Genomic DNA, 17,399 nt, shown 5'->3' with positions numbered 1-17,399 from the left:
TATACGGGTATACACCCACAAATCTTTAAGGAGGTGCAACGAACGATGAAGTTACATGAGCTTTCACCATCTCCTGGATCGCGTAAAGAACGCAAACGTGTTGGTCGCGGTCCAAGTAGTGGTACAGGTAAAACATCAGGTCGCGGTCATAAAGGACAAAACGCTCGTTCGGGCGGTGGTGTTCGTCCAGGCTTCGAAGGTGGACAAAATCCATTGTATCGTCGCTTGCCAAAACGCGGTTTCGTAAACCCAACTCGCAAAGAATATGCAGTTGTTAATATCGAAGACCTGAATAGTTTGCCTGCGGGTACTGAAGTAACTCCAGAATTCTTGATGACGAACGGCGTTGTTAAAAACGCTAAATCCGGAATCAAAGTCCTGGGTAACGGTGAAGTCACTGTGAAGCTGACTGTTAAAGCTAACAAGTTTTCTCAATCTGCGGTGGAGAAAATTGAAGCTGCCGGCGGTACAACCGAGGTGATTTAATGTTCAAGACCCTAAAGAATATCTGGCGGGTTGAGGATCTGCGCAAAAGGGTATTATTTACCCTTTTTGTACTGATCATTTACCGCATCGGCTCCTTTGTCCCCGTTCCGGGCGTTAACAAAGATGTGTTCGAAGCGACAAATTCTGCGGGTAAAGAAGTTTTTGGACTTCTCAATACGTTCTCGGGTGGAGCACTGTTCCAGTTCTCTATATTTGCTCTCGGGATCGTTCCTTACATCACTGCGTCTATCATAGTACAGTTGCTTTCCATGGACGTTATTCCTAAATTAGCGGAATGGGCAAAGCAAGGTGAACAAGGTAAGAAGAAATCTGCACAACTGACTCGTTATTTAACGATCGGGCTGGCATTGATTCAAGCGTTTGGTACGTCGATCGGATTCAACCGCTTGTACAATACAGACATGATTCCTAACGCTACGTTTGCAGATTATATCTTGATCGCAATTGTACTTACGGCCGGTACTTCATTCCTGATGTGGCTTGGTGAGCAGATCACCGAGAAAGGCATCGGAAACGGAATTTCGATTTTGATCTTTGCGGGTATCCTGTCAACAGTGCCTAACATTATCAAACAAACAATCGAGTCCGACTTCATCCAACCTGATCAATTGTTCATGAACATTCTTAAAGGTGTGATCATCGCGATTGTCATCGTGCTGATTATCATCGGGGTCATTTACATTCAACAGGCGATTCGGAAAATTCCTGTACAGTACGCAAAACGTGTCGTAGGAAACAAAATGTACGGTGGACAGAATACACATATCCCGCTGAAGATTAATGCAGCTGGTGTTATCCCTGTCATCTTCGCATCATCGCTGTTGATGTTCCCAACGATTATCGCCAACTTCTGGGCTAATCATGGTTGGGCACAGTGGATCGGTCAGAACTTGACTACACACAAACCTCTTGGTATGGTGCTGTATGTCGTGATGATCTTCGGATTCACATTCTTCTATACGTTCGTACAGATGAATCCACAGCAGATGGCTGATAATATGAAAAAGAACGGCGGTTACATTCCGGGTATTCGCCCAGGTAAAGCAACCGAGAAATATCTGACCCGTGTCATGACTCGTTTGACAATGGCCGGAGCCATCTTCTTGGCAGTCATTTCCGTTCTGCCTGTATTCTTAGGGGCACTTTCTGGTTTGCCTCAATCAGCGCAAATTGGAGGAACTTCCCTCCTGATCGTTATCGGTGTTGCGCTGGATACGATGAAGCAAATCGAAAGCCAATTGATCAAACGCCACTACAAAGGTTTTATCAATAAATAGGCAATAGGTTCCGGTTGAGTAAAGATTTACTTGCCGGCACCTATTGTGCTGTTTGTTGATGTAGGGTAGTCTTGGAGGGAGTGACATAACGTGAACATCCTATTCATGGGCCCTCCGGGGGCAGGAAAAGGTACGCAAGCAGACGTCATTGTGAAAGAGTTCGGTATTCCCCATATTTCAACAGGCGATGCATTTCGTCTTGCGATTAAACAGGGAACTCCCATTGGCCTGAAAGCCAAGGAATATATGGATCAAGGATTACTTGTACCAGATGATGTTACCATTGGCATCGTTGAAGAACGATTGCAACAGTCGGACTGCAGAGAAGGTTTCCTCTTGGATGGTTTTCCAAGAACCCTGTCTCAGGCAGAAGCGCTGGATGGCATCCTGGAACGACTGAACTCAGGTCTTGATCATGTGATCAACCTGAAAGTGGATCGCAACAAATTGCTGGCTCGTTTGACGGGTCGTCGTATTTGTAAAAACTGTGGTTCGACTTATCATGTCGTATTTAATCCACCAAAGCAGGATGGTATCTGTGATAAATGCGGCGGCGAGTTGTACCAACGCTCTGATGATAACGAAGAGAGCGTAGGCACTCGTTTGGACGAATATATCAACAAAACAGCACCACTCCTCACGTTCTACGAAACTAAAGGCCTTCTTCGTCAAATCGACGGAGAACAGGATATCGATCAAGTTTCTCAAGAAATCGTGTCCTTGTTGAGAGGTTAATTGATGATCATTGGTAAGTCCGAAACGGAACTGGGTTTGATGAGGGAAGCTGGGAGAATTGTTGCGGAAACGCATCGTCTCTTGGAAGAACACATTGTTCCCGGTATTACGACTGGTGAACTTGACCATATGGCTGATCAATTTATTCGCAGTCAAGGAGCTGTGCCGTCTTTCAAAGGTTATAACGGTTTCCCTGCCAGTGTGTGCGCTTCAGTGAATGAAGAGTTGGTACATGGATTTCCCGGCAAACGCAAGTTGAACGAGGGCGATATCGTTACGTTTGACATTGGCGCGCAGTACCAGGGGTATCATGGAGATTCTGCCTGGACCTATCCAGTTGGCCGTATTTCCGAAGAAGCTCGTCGTCTTCTGGACGTTACCGAGGCTTCATTATACGCAGGACTAGCGCTGGTAAAACCAGACGTTCGCTTGTTTACAATATCTCATGCAATTCAGAAATATATCGAAGATGAAGGGTTTTCCGTCGTTCGTGAATATGTCGGTCACGGCATTGGAGCGAATCTGCACGAGGAACCATCGATTCCGAACTATGGTCTTCCTGATCGTGGACCAAGGTTAAAGGCTGGTATGGTGCTAGCTATTGAGCCAATGGTTAACGCAGGCAGACGGTATGTCAAAACGTTGGAAGATAACTGGACTGTCGTTACAGTTGATGGATCGTTATGTGCCCACTTTGAACACACCGTAGCAGTTACACCTGAAGGTATGGAAATTTTCACAAAACTGAATGCGTAGGTGATTAGGCATGAACAATCCGTCGAATCCGCAGCTCGGTCAAATTGTGAAGATCCGTAAAGGCCGCAATGCGGACCAAGCCGCAGTAATTGTTGCTATAGAGGACAATAGGTTCGTATATATCGCGGATGGAGACAAACGAAAGTTTGACCAACCCAAGAAGAAGAATATTCTTCATCTTGAACTTCAACCGATGATTAGCAGTGAGGTTGTAAACAGTTTAAACGAGAGTGGTCGGGTGACAAACGGAAAGCTCCGCTATGCGGTTCATTCGTTTCTGGAATCCACCAACATTCAAGCTGAAGAGAAAGGAGACTGACTAATGGCCAAGGAAGATGTCATTGAAGTGGAAGGCACGGTTCTTGAACCGCTGCCGAATGCAACGTTCAAGGTTGAGCTTGAGAATGGTCATCAAATTCTCGCTCACGTTTCCGGGAAATTACGGATGCACTTCATCCGTATCCTGACTGGAGACAAAGTAGTTGTTCAGTTATCGCCTTATGATCTAACAAAAGGTCGTATAACTTACCGTAAATAGTAGTAGACAGTTGCAATGAACTGTGAAGCTTATGAAGCGGGTTTTGCCCGGCAAAACTTGCGAAAGCTTCGAAGCCGGTTCTACAATAGTAGAACAAGGTCAATGCTTACGAAGAGGGTTTTGCTAAGCAGAACTTTGAGGAGGTAATTCACATGAAGGTAAGACCTTCGGTCAAGCCGATTTGCGAAAAATGCAAAGTCATTCGCCGCAAAGGGAATGTAATGGTTATCTGTGAAAATCCAAAACACAAACAAAAACAAGGTTAATGAAGGGGGTGTAGCGTAAAATGGCACGTATAGCTGGTGTGGATTTGCCACGTGATAAGCGCGTTGAGATCGCCTTGACTTATATTTTCGGAATCGGTAAAACGACTTCCCAGAAAATTCTGAGCTCTACAGGCATCAATCAGAACACTCGTGTTCGTGATTTGACGGAAGATGAAGTCAGCAAATTGCGTGAAAGTATCGACAAAGAGGTCAAAGTTGAAGGTGACCTGCGTCGTGAAATCTCTTTGAATATTAAACGTTTGACGGAGATCGGTTGTTACCGTGGAGTTCGTCATCGTCGTGGTCTGCCTGTTCGTGGACAACGTACGAAAACGAATGCTCGTACTCGTAAAGGTCCTCGTCGTACTGTAGCGAACAAGAAGAAATAATAAGGGGGGATAAGAGAAAATGGCTAAACCGAAAAAAGTCGTACGTACTAAACGTCGTGACCGTAAAAATATTGAATCTGGCGTGGCACATATCCGTTCCACTTTCAATAACACTATCGTTACTATTACGGATCCTCACGGAAACGCGATTTCGTGGGCAAGCTCCGGCGGCCTCGGATTCAGAGGTTCCCGTAAATCGACTCCGTTTGCTGCACAAATGGCTGCTGAGACTGCTGCCAAAGCTGCAATGGAACATGGGATGAAATCCGTTGAGGTTATGGTTAAAGGACCAGGCGCAGGCCGTGAAGCAGCGATCCGCTCTTTGCAAGCTGCTGGTCTTGAAGTTAACCTGATCAAAGACGTAACTCCAGTCCCGCATAACGGATGCCGTCCTCCAAAACGTCGTCGTGTCTAATGAGATTTGCCCCTGCGTGTGGTATACTTCCGGCACAATCTGCTAATAATGGTTGTTTAGGCATACTACTACATGTTTTCGCAAGAGAAGGTAAATGTTTCATAGAGGACCGACGTTTTGAAGGAGGGGTATTGCAGTGATAGAAATCGAAAAGCCGAAAATTGAGACGGTAGACGTCAACGATGATGGCACCTATGGGAAATTCGTAGTAGAACCGCTGGAGCGCGGATACGGTACGACGCTTGGAAACTCGCTTCGCCGAATCCTGCTCTCATCACTGCCGGGTGCGGCAGTGTCTTCGGTTCAAATCGATGGCGTTCTGCATGAATTTGCTACAGTTCCTGGCGTAATGGAAGATGTTACAGAGATTATCCTTAACCTGAAAGCTTTGTCGCTCAAAATTCATTCTGACGAGGAGAAAGTGCTCGAGATTGATGCTGAAGGCGAAGGAGCAATCACGGCTGGAGACATTCGTGCTGATTCCGATGTAGAAATCCTTAACCCGGATCTTCACATTGCTACGCTTGGACCAGGTTCGAGACTTCACATGCGTATTTTTGCCAATCGCGGTCGCGGCTACGTCCAGGCAGATCGGAATAAACGCGATGACCAGCCGATCGGCGTCATCCCTGTCGATTCCATCTTCACCCCGATCAGCCGCGTAAACTACGCTGTGGAAAATACGCGTGTAGGCCAAGTAACCAACTATGACAAGCTCACGTTGGAAGTTTGGACTGACGGAAGTATTCGTCCTGAAGAGGCTGTAAGCCTTGGCGCTAAAATTTTGACCGAGCATCTCATGCTCTTCGTGGGTCTTACAGACGAAGCGAAGGATGCAGAGATCATGGTTGAAAAAGAAGAAGACAAAAAAGAAAAAGTACTCGAAATGACGATCGAAGAGCTGGATCTCTCTGTTCGTTCCTACAACTGCCTCAAACGTGCTGGTATTAATACCGTACAAGAGCTGACTACGAAAACGGAAGAAGACATGATGAAAGTCCGTAACCTCGGACGCAAGTCTTTGGAAGAAGTTCAAGAGAAGCTTGAGGAACTGGGTTTGGGACTACGTACAGAAGAATAGACAGCTGAGTGCTTGAAGTGAAGGAGGGAAAACAATGGCATACCAAAAGTTGGGCCGTAATTCCAGCGCACGTAAAGCTTTGTTCCGTGACCTGGTAACCGACCTGTTCTTATACGAGCGCATTCAGACAACTGAAGCGAAAGCAAAAGAGGTTCGCTCTATTGCTGAAAAACTGATCACTAAAGCGAAAAAGGGAGATCTTCATGCCCGTCGCCAAGTGGCAGCATATGTTCGCCGCGAAACTATCGATGGTGAGCAAGATGCAATCCAAAAACTGTTTAGCGAATTGTCCGGTCGTTACGCTGAGCGTCCAGGCGGATACACACGTATCCTGAAACTGGGACCTCGTCGTGGTGACGCAGCGCCTATGGTTTACTTGGAACTGGTAGACCGCGCGTAATACAGATGTGAGATGAGGAAAGGGGACAGAGTCCAAGATTCTGGATCAACCCTTTTTTTCTCTTCATTTCGGAATTCGTGCTGTAAATGAAGCTCCGTAAGGGGCTTCTTTTGCTGTTCGGGATAGGGTTATGTATAGTATGGAACAAAGGTGTGGTAATATGCGCAACTTATGTATGACGGTAACTTATGATGGAACGGCCTACTACGGCTTTCAAGTACAGCCAGGAGGTAATACCATTCAGGACCACCTTGAGGATGCTATTCGTGCGTTGACTGGTGAGACGGTGAAAATCACGGGGTCAGGCCGAACGGATGCAGGCGTTCATGCCCGCAGACAAATCTTCAATTTTCCTACAGCGTCCCAGATTCCGGTGGAACGTTGGTGTATTGCACTCAACTCCAGATTGCCATCTGACATTGTTGTTATTGATGCAATGGAGGTACCGCTAGATTTTCATTCTCGTTATGCAGCGAAAAAGAAAACCTATCGATATACGGTCAATGCAAACCAATTCCCGGATGTCTTTAACAGAAGACTGCAGCATCATCATCATGCCAAGCTGGACATCACTGCGATGGAAGAGGGCCTGCGTCATTTCATAGGCACATATGACTTTACTTCCTTTGCTTCACGCAAGTCTCAGAAAGAGAATCATGTGCGTTCGGTATACGAAGCATGGATAGAAGTGGACCGTTCAATGTGCAGGGACCATCCTCGCGATCAGGGTGTCATTCACATTTATGTGAGTGGTAACGGCTTTTTGCAACATATGGTGCGTATCATTGTAGGGACACTGCTGGAGGTCGGAGAGGGTAAACGGAAAGCCTCTGATGTGCCGGATATGATTGCTGCATGCAACCGTTCTGCTGCGGGACCAACTGCAGTTAGTTGTGGTTTAATGCTCTGGGATCTTGAATACAAAAAAGATTAAATTTGGTGAGTAAAAAGCTTAAATAATACTTGCGAATTAGTCTCCTATCATGTAATATAAAAGTTGTGTTTTCTTAATGGCTTTCCCACAGCCCCAATTAAGATGTTCACATCGCAACAACTATCCATCAACACCTAAAGTTATCACTTAACGAACGAAGATAAATGAAAAATGATGATTTTGAACATTTAAGGAGGAACTTTTCATGCGTACTACGTACATGGCGAAGCCTAACGAAGTTGAGCGCCAATGGCACATCATTGATGCTGAAGGCAAAACCCTCGGACGTTTGGCGAGCGAAGCAGCTGCTTTGATCCGCGGCAAACATAAGCCACAATTCACTCCACATGTGGACACTGGCGATTTCGTTGTTATCATCAATGCAGAGAAAATTGTATTGACTGGTAAAAAAATGCAAGGTAAAAAATACTACCGTCACTCGATGCACCCAGGTGGTTTGAAAGTAACTACTGCAGAAGAGATGGTTAAAAACAAACCTGAACGTATGTTGGAATTGGCTGTTCGCGGTATGCTTCCTAAAACTCGCATGGGCGAGAAAATGAAGCTGAGACTTAAAGCGTACAGAGGCACTGAGCATCCACACGCAGCACAAAAACCAGAAGTTTACGAACTTCGCGGTTAATTAAAAGGAGGACAGTTTCATGGCACAAGTACAATACTATGGGACAGGTCGTCGTAAACATTCGGTAGCACGTGTTCGCCTTGTACCGGGTGAAGGACGCATTGTCATCAATAAACGTGATATTAATGAATACTTTGGTTTGGAAACACTCAAACTGATCGTAAAACAACCACTGACTTTGACAGAAACGCTCACTAACTATGACGTTTTGGTTATCGCTCATGGTGGCGGAATCTCCGGTCAAGCCGGTGCGATCCGTCACGGTATCTCCCGCGCTCTGCTCAAAGCAGATCCAGAATACCGTGCATCCCTGAAAAAAGCAGGATTCCTGACTCGTGACCCACGTATGAAAGAACGTAAAAAATACGGTCTTAAAGCGGCTCGTCGCGCACCTCAGTTCTCCAAACGTTAAGATTTTTCAAAGTCCTTGGCTTCGGCCAGGGACTTTTTTGTGTTTTATCTACTAATAGGCTATGCCTAATTTGAATATTCTAACGTTAACGTAATAGCAACATGATTCCCATTGAGAGAAAAACGAGGTTACAAGAGATTAGCTGTAACATTAGTTTTGTATATCCTTGAATTTTGATCTGATTCATATCTAAATTAACCTTCTTAATCCAAATGAATTCAGACTGATTAATCAATGTCCATCCGCCATGCCCCTTCTTGGCATGATCCACGTTATAAACCTAACTATGGTTAGCTCAAATCTTAACCGTATATAGCCATACTACTACTCCCAATCAATATCATTTTTTCTCATGTCTCAGATATCAGTCTTTTTTATGAATACGATAAAGGGTCCTTACTTTTGTTATTTGACGGAGTTGCAGACTCGGGCTCTCAATATTCCCCAAATGAGGATGGTCTTCTGACAGGATACGCTCTCTAATGATGAAAAATATTTCTTCCTTCATCCCAAAAATCCAACAATAGCAACGTTTTTTTCTCTTTAGGGTCTCAAGCACTTGAAAGTTATGTTTATAAGATTTTTGTATAGTTTTACCTACATTTCATCTAGAAGCCTAATAAGCACTAAAAGGTGAGCGTTGTTATGTTGTTTTTTTGTGAGTAGAATTGATGTAATTTACCAGATGGCAGGCATTGACATCGCGAGTGAAAGATTTATACTATACATAATTCATATTAGATTAGTCGGCTTTTGTGGTTTTGAGATCATGAATGGGGGAAATTGAACAATGAACTTGTTAGAAAAGGAAGAACTGGCTCGTACAAAAGCAGAGGAACTGGAGCACGCAAGCCCGGAAGATATTATTCGCTATGCGGTTGAAACATTTCCTAATATCACATTTGCATGCAGCTTCGGTGCAGAAGATGTTGTACTTGTAGATATGTTGCAAAAAATTAGCCCATCTACTGATGTTTTTTATCTGGATACAGATTTTCATTTTCAGGAAACATATGATACGCGTGATCGGATGCAAGAAAAGTACAACCTTGAGTTTGTAAAAGTATCGCCAAAAATCACACCAGAAGAACAAGCTGCTAAGCATGGGGAAGAATTATGGAAATCCGATCCTAATGCTTGTTGTAACATTCGTAAGGTGGAACCTCTGACACGTATTCTTTCGCAGTATGATGCATGGATTACGGGGATTCGCAGAGATCAGGCACCAACGCGTGCAAACTCCAAGAAGGTTGAATATGATACTAAGTTTGGACTCATGAAATTTAACCCGATTGCACATTGGACGAGTGAGGATGTGTGGGAATACATTCGTGCTAATAACGTGACATATAACCCGCTGCATGATCAAAATTACCCGAGCATCGGGTGCGAGCATTGCACACGTCAAGTTATGCCTGGGGAAGATCCTCGTGCAGGGCGCTGGTCCGGCAATGATAAAACGGAGTGCGGATTGCACAAATAAGCTGATTAATAGAGTAGTGGCATGATAGGGCAAATTTCTTTTTCATTTACACCATTTTAGAATGATAATGCAGTTTTCATCAAAATATCGGATGTTTTAATAAGGAGCTGACAAGATGACTTCGATTCTGCCTCATGGAGGTACGCTGGTGCAGCGTATCGTACAAGGAGAAGAACGTGAGCAATTATTGCAGGAAAGCAAAAACCTGAACTCATTGCAGATTAACACCTGGACGATCTCAGATTTGGATTTGATTGGTGTAGGTGCGTTTTCACCGCTTCAAGGCTTTATGAATGAGGAAGATTATCTGTCTGTCGTATCCCGAATGCGTTTGGCAGATGGCACAGTATGGAGCATACCGATTACACTGGCTGTAAATGATCAACAGGCTGATTCACTTCGTAAAGGTGAAACTGTAGCTCTTGTTGGTGAAGCGGATGGAGTAACGTACGGTCTGCTCGAGGTTCAAAGCATCTATAAGGTGGATCAGGCAGAGGAAGCTGGTCGAGTTTTCAAAACCGATGATCCTGAGCACCCTGGTGTGAAAAAGCTGCTGGAGCGTCCTTCAACATATGTAGGAGGTCCAATTCGAGTGTTGAACCGTCCGAAACCGGCCAAGTTTGAAGATTTCTATTATGACCCGGCTCAGACACGTAAGATTTTCCAGGATAAAGGATGGAGAACCGTTGTTGGTTTTCAGACACGTAATCCTGTCCACCGGGCACATGAGTATATCCAGAAAAGTGCAATGGAAATCGTTGATGCACTTTTCTTGAATCCACTTGTAGGTGAGACTAAGTCTGATGATGTTCCAGCGAATGTGCGCATGAAGAGTTATCTGGTACTGCTGGAGAACTATTATCCGGCGGATCGTGCGTTTCTGGGTGTATTCCCGGCTGCAATGCGGTATGCGGGACCTCGTGAAGCCATTTTTCATGCCATGGTACGTAAAAATTATGGGTGCACCCACTTTATCGTAGGGCGTGATCATGCGGGTGTAGGTGATTATTACGGAACCTATGAAGCACAAGAGATCTTCTCTAATTTTATGGCTGAGGAATTGGGCATTACACCACTGTTCTTTGAGCACAGTTTCTTCTGTACCAAATGCGGAAATATGGCTTCCAGCAAAACCTGCCCTCATGACAAGGAACATCATATGACTTTGTCGGGAACCAAGGTACGTGGATTGTTGCGTAATGGTGAATGTCCACCGCCAGAATTTACACGTCCTGAGGTTGCTGAGGTGTTGATTGAGGGTATGGCAGAGCAAGTCCATTCCTAAGGGTATATTTGTCCATCTTGTCCCATATAGATGATTAGAGTCATTTATAGGGACGAGGTGGTTTTTTTATGCGCAAAAACATGGGGAAACATCTGGTAGTCTGGGTTCGGTTAAAAACATTGAAGAGGGTTATGCTGAGCCTATGTTTGTTGGCTATGTTTGTAGCGGTTGTTTCGTATGAGATGCCCTCGGCCAAAACGTCAGGATATTGGAGTTTGCCTCTGGCTGGCAAGGTGATCGCTATTGATGCAGGTCATGGCGGACCAGATGGGGGAGCCGTGAGTAGGCAGGGAGTTATTGAGAAGGATATCAATCTGTCCATTGCGCTGTATGTTAGAGACTATCTGCAACAGGCAGGAGCTCTTGTTGTGATGACTCGTGAAATCGATAAGGATTTGGCCGACGAGGGAACGAGAGGGTACTCCAGACGTAAGACAGAGGATCTCAAACAGAGAGTAAGACAGATTGAAGATAAACAAGCTGATTTATTTATCAGCATTCACATGAACAGTGTGCCATCTAATCGGTGGAGCGGTGCACAAGTCTTTTACACGCCTAATCATCCTGATAACGAAGGTCTTGCAAATCTGCTACAAGCCGAAATGATTCGGAATCTGGAAAATACAGATCGTATAGCGAAAACGGTGAGTACCGTTTATCTGCTTCAGGCTCTGAAAATCCCGTCAGCACTTGTTGAGGTCGGCTTCTTGTCTCATCCGGAAGAGGCCCGTCTGCTCGCTGAAGAAACGTACCAACGCAAAGTAGCCGCATCTATTTATAACGGTATTCTCCGATATGCTTCAGGTGAACGTCCGAAAAGTTAGTCATAAGAAGAGAGGTAGTGCTATAATTGGAACAGCATACCTAACACATGCCAATAGATAAAACCGAGGTGCTGTCTGATGTTATCAAAAGAACAGATACTTGAACTTTTACAGCCATTACAGGAACCGCAGCTAGGACAAAGCTTAGTGGAACTGGGATGGATTCGTGACATTATGGTGAAAGAACACCATGTGGCCTTAAGCATGGTGACACTGGAGAATCGGCCAGAAGATGCAACCGCTTTAACGGATGCTGCACGTAACCTGCTTTCCCAGCATGGAGTGAAGGATGTGCATATCCGCACACGGGTAGCGTCAGAGCATGACCGTCAGAGCCTTAACCTGGGACAAGTGCAGCAAGAGCAAGATCAGGATGAAGTGCTTGTAAAAGGTCATGCGGCTGGTCTCGATGGACATGAGCTGTTAAGCCCTGAGTCTGGAGTTCGTTTTATTGCCATAGCTAGTGGTAAAGGCGGCGTGGGGAAATCAACGGTCACCGTTAACCTGGCTGTAGCCCTGGCTCGTCAAGGGAAGAAAGTCGGTCTCATTGATGCTGATATTTATGGTTTCAGTGTGCCGGATATGATGGGGATTGAGGAATACCCTGTCGTTGAGGACGGTGTGATTCAACCAGTCGAACGTTTTGGCGTCAAAGTGATGTCTATGGGTTTCTTCATTCGGGAAAATAACCCCGTGATCTGGCGTGGCCCAATGCTTGGCCGGATGTTACGTCAGTTCTTCACCGATGTTCAGTGGGGCGAACTGGATTACATGTTGCTGGATCTGCCACCGGGCACCGGAGATGTTGCGCTTGATGTGCATCAGATGTTGCCACAGAGCAAAGAGATCATTGTAACGACTCCACATGCCACTGCAGCCTTTGTAGCGGCGCGTGCCGGAGCGATGGCCATTCAAACGGAACATGAGCTGTTAGGTGTGGTTGAGAACATGGCGTACTACGAATGTGGTAAATGTGGGGAGAAAGAGTATGTCTTTGGTCGTGGAGGGGGCGGACGTCTTGCCGAAAGCTTGCACACGGTACTGCTTGCCCAGATTCCATTAGGTGCTCCAGATAACCATCCTTCTGAGCCGGATTTCTCACCGTCTGTGTATAAGGGAGAAACAACAATAGGGGCTATATATGACGAGGTTGCCAAGTCGATCGAGTCCAAGTTTGAATGAGATTTTTTATGTGATTAAAATTTAATGTGCTTATAAATAAAGCCTGCGTCCTTTGGATGCAGGCTTTTCACATGATCTCTACTTTGGAAATTGAAGCTTATCAACGTTTCTCTTCTTGCAGAACCTGGATCATCGTTGCAGTTCTATGAACTTCCACCGCCACCACCAGAGTCTCCACCTCCAGAATCACCATTGCCACCATCTCCCCCGTCCTGACCACCGGACTCCTGCCCCTTTTGCCCGCCACCGCTTTCCGTTTTAGGCTGGAGTTCTTCTTGTACCACTTTTTTCAGCAAAGTAAGAACTTCCATACGAAACAAAGGATTTTGCATCACTTCCTGCATAACGGTCATCGTTTGTTTTCGGTATTCCGGGGTTTTGGTCATATCCATGAACATCTTGGATACTTCAGGAGATTTCATGATATCCCCAATCGACTTCTGATACGTCGGATCTTTGATCAGTTGCATATGCAGTTGTTTGCTTTGTCCGTTGATCGCTTTGGCGAATTCACCAGCAAACTGCGGATCGGTCATGATTTTCTCGAATTCCTTCTGGTATTCAGGAGCGGTTATGGTATCTTTGACGGCAATACGTATTTGTTCCGAAGATTGCATTGGCATTAACATTTTCATTCCCACCGTTCCCGATCCACCACCAGAGCTCCCGCCTTCTTCTGACCCACCGCCTCCACCGCCGCCAGAGGAGCTTTGACCCGTTAGAGCCTCTTCAACAGCCTTTTTGCCTTCATCACTTTTCAAAATATCTACGACCATCGTTTTCATCTCTTTATAACTGCCCTGAGGAGGCGAAGAACTCTGATCTGAACCGCAGCCGGCGAGCATGACGGATAGCCCCAATACAACGTAGCATAGCTGCCATATAGGCCGTTTCATGTGTACAATCCCTCCTTGATTAGATACTGGATGTAGTATGTGATGGGAAAGGGGGAAATATGTTGAGCAATGATGGTTTTTTGCTGTGAAGGTTGGTAAAATAAACACTCGGGGGTGGAAAACATTTGAATTTGCGTAGATGGTTTTTCCTATTTTGGACAGCCTTGCTTATTGGCGCCGCGGGAGCATTAGGTACAGGATTGATTATGATGTTGGTAAACGGAGAAAAAATGAATGGTATTGCTGATTTTATGCTGTATCTACTAATTCTGTTTGGCTCCGGAGTGATGATTAGCGTATATTCACAAATGGGTTTCTTTGCATATCTCATCTTGAATTATATGGGCAAGGGTGTATTCCCAAGACGCGGATGGCAGATTGTGCAGGTTGTGCTGACTGTGCTAGCTTTGCTGGACATCATGTTCTTGCGTTTATTTGTCGGAGGAGGACGAGAGCGTATCTCGGACATTGTGCTGGGACTGATCATTTTGGCGGCTGCAATTGTTACCGCTTACGTGAAAGTGAAACAGACACATATCTCTGCGCTAGTACCAACGCTCTTTTTCATGATCGCTGTGACTGCAGTGGAAACGATTGGTGTACTGCGTATTGACGTTAATGCAGCCACCATCTTTATTGTGATCCCTTTGCTGTTATGTAATGCATATCAGATGCTGATCCTGCACAAGCTGGTCGATAGCTCAAAAGAAGCGGCTGTGAATCCTGCTCCGAGTCGTTGAACGAATGTTGGGCATAAAAGAGTTGAAGGGTCATACACATGAATAAGGTTTTCATAACGATGAAAAATACAAAAAGAGCTAACTGTGTTAGCTCTTTTTCAACTGTTTGCGTATTATTGGCCGCTGGCTTGATCGCGTACTTCCTTACCCTCTACACTTGAATGGTTGAGGAGTTCAGATACGGTGACGAATTCATAGCCCTGATTTTTTAATTTATCGATGATGGCCGGAAGTGCTTCATGGGTTTGTTTCGATGAGTCGCTGGCATGCAACAGGACAATGTCACCAGGATGTGCTTTGCTGACGACACGATCAACGATTGTCTGTACTCCGGGGTTTTTCCAATCCAGAGAATCTGTATCCCATTGTACAACTTGATAGTTTAGACTATTCGCAACCTGAAGCACGCGTTTATCAAAATCTCCGTTTGGCAATCGTAGCAAATTGGGTTCTTTTCCCGTTAAATCGGTTAAAATGCTGTGAGCTGTCGAAATCTCCTTGCGGATCTGCTCTTCGGTCAGGCTAGTATAGTTCTCGTGCCGATGTCCATGACTACCGATCTCATAGCCTGCATCTTTGATGGCAGTCACAATCTCTGGATGGGTTTTGCTCCAGGGTGAGGAGAGAAAGAATGTGGCCTTCTGCACTTTATTCTCCTGAAGAACTTTAAGAATCGGTTCGGTTCGTTTATCACCCCAGCTAATGTCAAAGGTAAGTGCAATGACCTTCTTGTCAGTCGGTACACTGTAGACGGCGGAAGGTGCTTCTTCCGAGAACACTGACACGTTGCCACTTTCCAAATAAATAATACCAATCGCAAAAATGGCAGCAACGAGCACAATCAGATTACGTTTGATCTTTTTGCCGTTGAATACATAGAACGAGTTCATTTCGCTAAGCGCCCCTCTCCCAATAAAGAAATGCTTGTTTACTTCTCAATGTATGCTCGTACCGTCCAGTTATTCGTTTTACATCTTTGTTTGTCCATCATTTCGGTTTACAGGAGGTTGTTATGTTAAAATTCAGTACATTTATAAGAGATATGGGTAAGATTAGAGGAGCATTAATCTGGTCATTTTTGTTGTTCGCTGTGGGTATAGGAGCAGGGTGGGTGAGTACTGGCCCCTTAGAAGAGTTACTGTTAGGGCAGATTGAAGGGCTTCGCCAAATCAGTCAGCAGTTGGAGCAAGGAGGAAATGTGCAGTGGAATTTCTTCTTGCTTATCTTTTTCAATAATGCCATTAAAAGTGTATTGGTTATCTATGCAGGTATTTTCTTCGGAATCTTGCCAATTATCTTTCTGCTAATCAACGGGATGGTGCTTGGCTTTGTTGTTCACACCACGATGAATTATGGGGCAAGCTTTTTTGATATTGTCGTGAAGGGGCTTCTTCCACATGGCATTATCGAAATCCCGGTAATTATTATTGCCTGTGCATTTGGATTGAGGTTCGGCGGTTTGGTTGTGCGGAGTCTGGCGCAATTGGGAGGCGACAAACGGGCAATGATCGGATCTCGGTGGAAAGAGTTTATGAATATGACGTTAACGGCAAGCTTTTGGGTAGTCATCTTGCTTCTCGTTGCAGCGGTTATTGAGAGCACGCTCACATATGCACTTGTGAGAGGTTAAAATTATTTGTGCAAATTTTGTGATACCCAGCATTCATAAATTCCCAGTAATTTGACCATAACAATAAAACGGGTTTCAGCAGTGCAGACAAAAAAGAGATATGTTCAACAAAAGAAGATGCTGAAAGACGAGTGTGACTATAGAGGCTATGCACAAAAAGGAGAACTCTTAATGCTGGGTATGCTATTTAACGAGAAAGAATGCAAGGAACTGGACTATGTATTACGCAAAGAGTTGGATGAAATGCTGTTCGATCTAAGTGACCATCGTCTTGACCAAGAGATTAAATATGCTATAGCGAGTCGGTATAAAACAGTATTCCGTATGTATGCAAGGTTCGCCCCGCCTAAAGAGTTATCCAAGTATGCAAGAGGCGGTAAGTTAAAAAACACTAAGCTATAAAATAAAGCTGAACATATAATTTAAAACGTTATGATGAGAGGTGTGGCTCTCTAGATAGAGAAGCACCTCTAATTGCATTCGCTATTTGCTAAAGGGAATGATCAACCTATTTGTCGAAATAGGGTTGACCTTTTCGAAACTATATGGTAAATTAATTTTCGTTCCATTTTTAAGGAACCGTTTGATTGGACAAGCATATTTATAAGACATGAACTAAAACAGTAAAAAAAATGCTTGCAAAGAAAACGTGAATGTGTTACATTATAAAAGTCGCCGCTGAAACGACGACAACATGAAAAACAAAGTATTAAATTATGTTTGATCTTTGAAAACTGAACAACGAGTGAGTAAACATTCTGCTTGCAGAATGACGTGAAGGTTTTTGGTGCATGCCATCTGGCTGTATGGAAACTGGAACACAAATGAGATTTTTAATCTCGTCAGATTCAAAATGAGCTTATCGCTCTTTTCAATACCCCGATGAGTTCCACCGCGTTTAACCACGCTGTGAAATTCATCTTTATTGGAGAGTTTGATCCTGGCTCAGGACGAACGCTGGCGGCATGCCTAATACATGCAAGTCGAGCGGACTTGAAGAGAAGCT

General features: G+C 44.7%; 23 protein-coding genes and 1 rRNA gene. 22 read left to right on the top strand and 2 right to left on the bottom strand.

Annotation, left to right across the window (positions count from 1 at the left end):
- The first annotated feature begins 45 nt into the window (after nucleotides 1-45).
- From rplO to salA, 18 genes are all read left to right on the top strand, one after another.
- Nucleotides 46-486 carry a 50S ribosomal protein L15 gene (gene rplO, locus J2T16_RS27295; protein WP_090924667.1) on the top strand — a complete coding sequence of 147 codons (441 nt, stop codon included), beginning with the start codon at nucleotides 46-48 and terminating at the stop codon, nucleotides 484-486.
- Nucleotides 486-1,784 (top strand): preprotein translocase subunit SecY, encoded by a 1,299-nt coding sequence (secY, locus tag J2T16_RS27290; RefSeq protein ID WP_090924666.1) that lies wholly within the window; start codon nucleotides 486-488, stop codon nucleotides 1,782-1,784. The genes rplO and secY overlap by 1 nt, the downstream gene beginning before the upstream one ends.
- A gap of 90 nt (nucleotides 1,785-1,874) precedes the next feature.
- A complete protein-coding gene (locus tag J2T16_RS27285) occupies nucleotides 1,875-2,519 on the top strand; it encodes an adenylate kinase (protein ID WP_090924665.1) in 645 nt (214 codons plus the stop codon).
- Nucleotides 2,520-2,522: 3 nt separating this feature from the next.
- The gene (gene map / locus J2T16_RS27280) at nucleotides 2,523-3,275 is read left to right on the top strand and encodes a type I methionyl aminopeptidase (protein ID WP_336121819.1); all 753 of its coding nucleotides are present in this window, start codon (nucleotides 2,523-2,525) and stop codon (nucleotides 3,273-3,275) included.
- A gap of 10 nt (nucleotides 3,276-3,285) precedes the next feature.
- Nucleotides 3,286-3,594, top strand: a complete 309-nt coding sequence (locus J2T16_RS27275; RefSeq protein WP_154960499.1) for a KOW domain-containing RNA-binding protein — start codon at nucleotides 3,286-3,288, stop codon at nucleotides 3,592-3,594.
- A 3-nt stretch (nucleotides 3,595-3,597) separates the two neighbouring features.
- Nucleotides 3,598-3,813, top strand: coding sequence for a translation initiation factor IF-1 (gene infA / locus J2T16_RS27270; protein ID WP_017692098.1), 216 nt, complete (start codon nucleotides 3,598-3,600; stop codon nucleotides 3,811-3,813).
- Between the two features lie 152 nt (nucleotides 3,814-3,965).
- A complete protein-coding gene (rpmJ, locus tag J2T16_RS27265) occupies nucleotides 3,966-4,079 on the top strand; it encodes a 50S ribosomal protein L36 (RefSeq protein ID WP_003333770.1) in 114 nt (37 codons plus the stop codon).
- A 20-nt stretch (nucleotides 4,080-4,099) separates the two neighbouring features.
- Nucleotides 4,100-4,468, top strand: coding sequence for a 30S ribosomal protein S13 (rpsM, locus tag J2T16_RS27260; protein ID WP_056697730.1), 369 nt, complete (start codon nucleotides 4,100-4,102; stop codon nucleotides 4,466-4,468).
- A gap of 19 nt (nucleotides 4,469-4,487) precedes the next feature.
- The gene (gene rpsK, locus J2T16_RS27255; RefSeq protein WP_068537278.1) at nucleotides 4,488-4,883 is read left to right on the top strand and encodes a 30S ribosomal protein S11; all 396 of its coding nucleotides are present in this window, start codon (nucleotides 4,488-4,490) and stop codon (nucleotides 4,881-4,883) included.
- Nucleotides 4,884-5,019: 136 nt separating this feature from the next.
- The gene (locus J2T16_RS27250; protein WP_024633566.1) at nucleotides 5,020-5,964 is read left to right on the top strand and encodes a DNA-directed RNA polymerase subunit alpha; all 945 of its coding nucleotides are present in this window, start codon (nucleotides 5,020-5,022) and stop codon (nucleotides 5,962-5,964) included.
- A gap of 34 nt (nucleotides 5,965-5,998) precedes the next feature.
- Nucleotides 5,999-6,364 carry a 50S ribosomal protein L17 gene (gene rplQ / locus J2T16_RS27245; protein ID WP_017692102.1) on the top strand — a complete coding sequence of 122 codons (366 nt, stop codon included), beginning with the start codon at nucleotides 5,999-6,001 and terminating at the stop codon, nucleotides 6,362-6,364.
- 160 nt (nucleotides 6,365-6,524) lie between these two features.
- Nucleotides 6,525-7,298 (top strand): tRNA pseudouridine(38-40) synthase TruA, encoded by a 774-nt coding sequence (gene truA / locus J2T16_RS27240; protein WP_090924662.1) that lies wholly within the window; start codon nucleotides 6,525-6,527, stop codon nucleotides 7,296-7,298.
- 205 nt (nucleotides 7,299-7,503) lie between these two features.
- Nucleotides 7,504-7,941: a 50S ribosomal protein L13 gene (rplM, locus tag J2T16_RS27235; RefSeq protein ID WP_024633564.1), complete on the top strand. Its 438-nt coding sequence runs from the start codon at nucleotides 7,504-7,506 to the stop codon at nucleotides 7,939-7,941.
- A gap of 19 nt (nucleotides 7,942-7,960) precedes the next feature.
- Complete coding sequence (gene rpsI, locus J2T16_RS27230) at nucleotides 7,961-8,353, top strand: 30S ribosomal protein S9 (protein ID WP_090924661.1); 393 nt, start codon at nucleotides 7,961-7,963, stop codon at nucleotides 8,351-8,353.
- A gap of 790 nt (nucleotides 8,354-9,143) precedes the next feature.
- Nucleotides 9,144-9,836 (top strand): phosphoadenylyl-sulfate reductase, encoded by a 693-nt coding sequence (locus J2T16_RS27225; protein WP_499019945.1) that lies wholly within the window; start codon nucleotides 9,144-9,146, stop codon nucleotides 9,834-9,836.
- A gap of 115 nt (nucleotides 9,837-9,951) precedes the next feature.
- Nucleotides 9,952-11,121: a sulfate adenylyltransferase gene (gene sat / locus J2T16_RS27220; protein ID WP_499019942.1), complete on the top strand. Its 1,170-nt coding sequence runs from the start codon at nucleotides 9,952-9,954 to the stop codon at nucleotides 11,119-11,121.
- Nucleotides 11,122-11,189: 68 nt separating this feature from the next.
- Nucleotides 11,190-11,945, top strand: coding sequence for an N-acetylmuramoyl-L-alanine amidase CwlD (gene cwlD / locus J2T16_RS27215; RefSeq protein ID WP_499019939.1), 756 nt, complete (start codon nucleotides 11,190-11,192; stop codon nucleotides 11,943-11,945).
- Between the two features lie 78 nt (nucleotides 11,946-12,023).
- Nucleotides 12,024-13,127 carry an iron-sulfur carrier protein/transcriptional regulator SalA gene (gene salA, locus J2T16_RS27210; RefSeq protein ID WP_221786591.1) on the top strand — a complete coding sequence of 368 codons (1,104 nt, stop codon included), beginning with the start codon at nucleotides 12,024-12,026 and terminating at the stop codon, nucleotides 13,125-13,127.
- Between the two features lie 143 nt (nucleotides 13,128-13,270).
- On the opposite strand, the gene gerD is transcribed toward salA, so the two are convergent.
- Nucleotides 13,271-14,023: a spore germination lipoprotein GerD gene (gene gerD, locus J2T16_RS27205; RefSeq protein ID WP_154892110.1), complete on the bottom strand. Its 753-nt coding sequence runs from the start codon at nucleotides 14,021-14,023 to the stop codon at nucleotides 13,271-13,273.
- Between the two features lie 125 nt (nucleotides 14,024-14,148).
- Here gerD and J2T16_RS27200 point away from each other — a divergent pair, with 125 nt between their 5' ends.
- The gene (locus J2T16_RS27200) at nucleotides 14,149-14,763 is read left to right on the top strand and encodes a KinB-signaling pathway activation protein (RefSeq protein ID WP_090924655.1); all 615 of its coding nucleotides are present in this window, start codon (nucleotides 14,149-14,151) and stop codon (nucleotides 14,761-14,763) included.
- A gap of 113 nt (nucleotides 14,764-14,876) precedes the next feature.
- Here J2T16_RS27200 and pdaB read toward each other — a convergent pair whose 3' ends face one another.
- Entirely contained in the window at nucleotides 14,877-15,653 is a 777-nt protein-coding gene (gene pdaB, locus J2T16_RS27195) for a polysaccharide deacetylase family sporulation protein PdaB (RefSeq protein ID WP_221786593.1), read from the bottom strand.
- Between the two features lie 122 nt (nucleotides 15,654-15,775).
- Between pdaB and J2T16_RS27190 the strand changes: the two genes are divergently transcribed.
- The 3 genes from J2T16_RS27190 to J2T16_RS27180 form a co-directional block, all read left to right on the top strand.
- Nucleotides 15,776-16,393, top strand: a complete 618-nt coding sequence (locus J2T16_RS27190; RefSeq protein WP_221786595.1) for a stage II sporulation protein M — start codon at nucleotides 15,776-15,778, stop codon at nucleotides 16,391-16,393.
- A 171-nt stretch (nucleotides 16,394-16,564) separates the two neighbouring features.
- The gene (locus J2T16_RS27185) at nucleotides 16,565-16,795 is read left to right on the top strand and encodes a hypothetical protein (RefSeq protein WP_499019931.1); all 231 of its coding nucleotides are present in this window, start codon (nucleotides 16,565-16,567) and stop codon (nucleotides 16,793-16,795) included.
- Nucleotides 16,796-17,315: 520 nt separating this feature from the next.
- A 16S ribosomal RNA gene (locus J2T16_RS27180) occupies nucleotides 17,316-17,399 on the top strand; the annotation flags it as partial.

The organism is Paenibacillus intestini (assembly GCF_030803945.1).
Classification (GTDB): domain Bacteria; phylum Bacillota; class Bacilli; order Paenibacillales; family Paenibacillaceae; genus Paenibacillus; species Paenibacillus polysaccharolyticus.
This window is presented reverse-complemented; position numbering and strand designations above follow the sequence as displayed.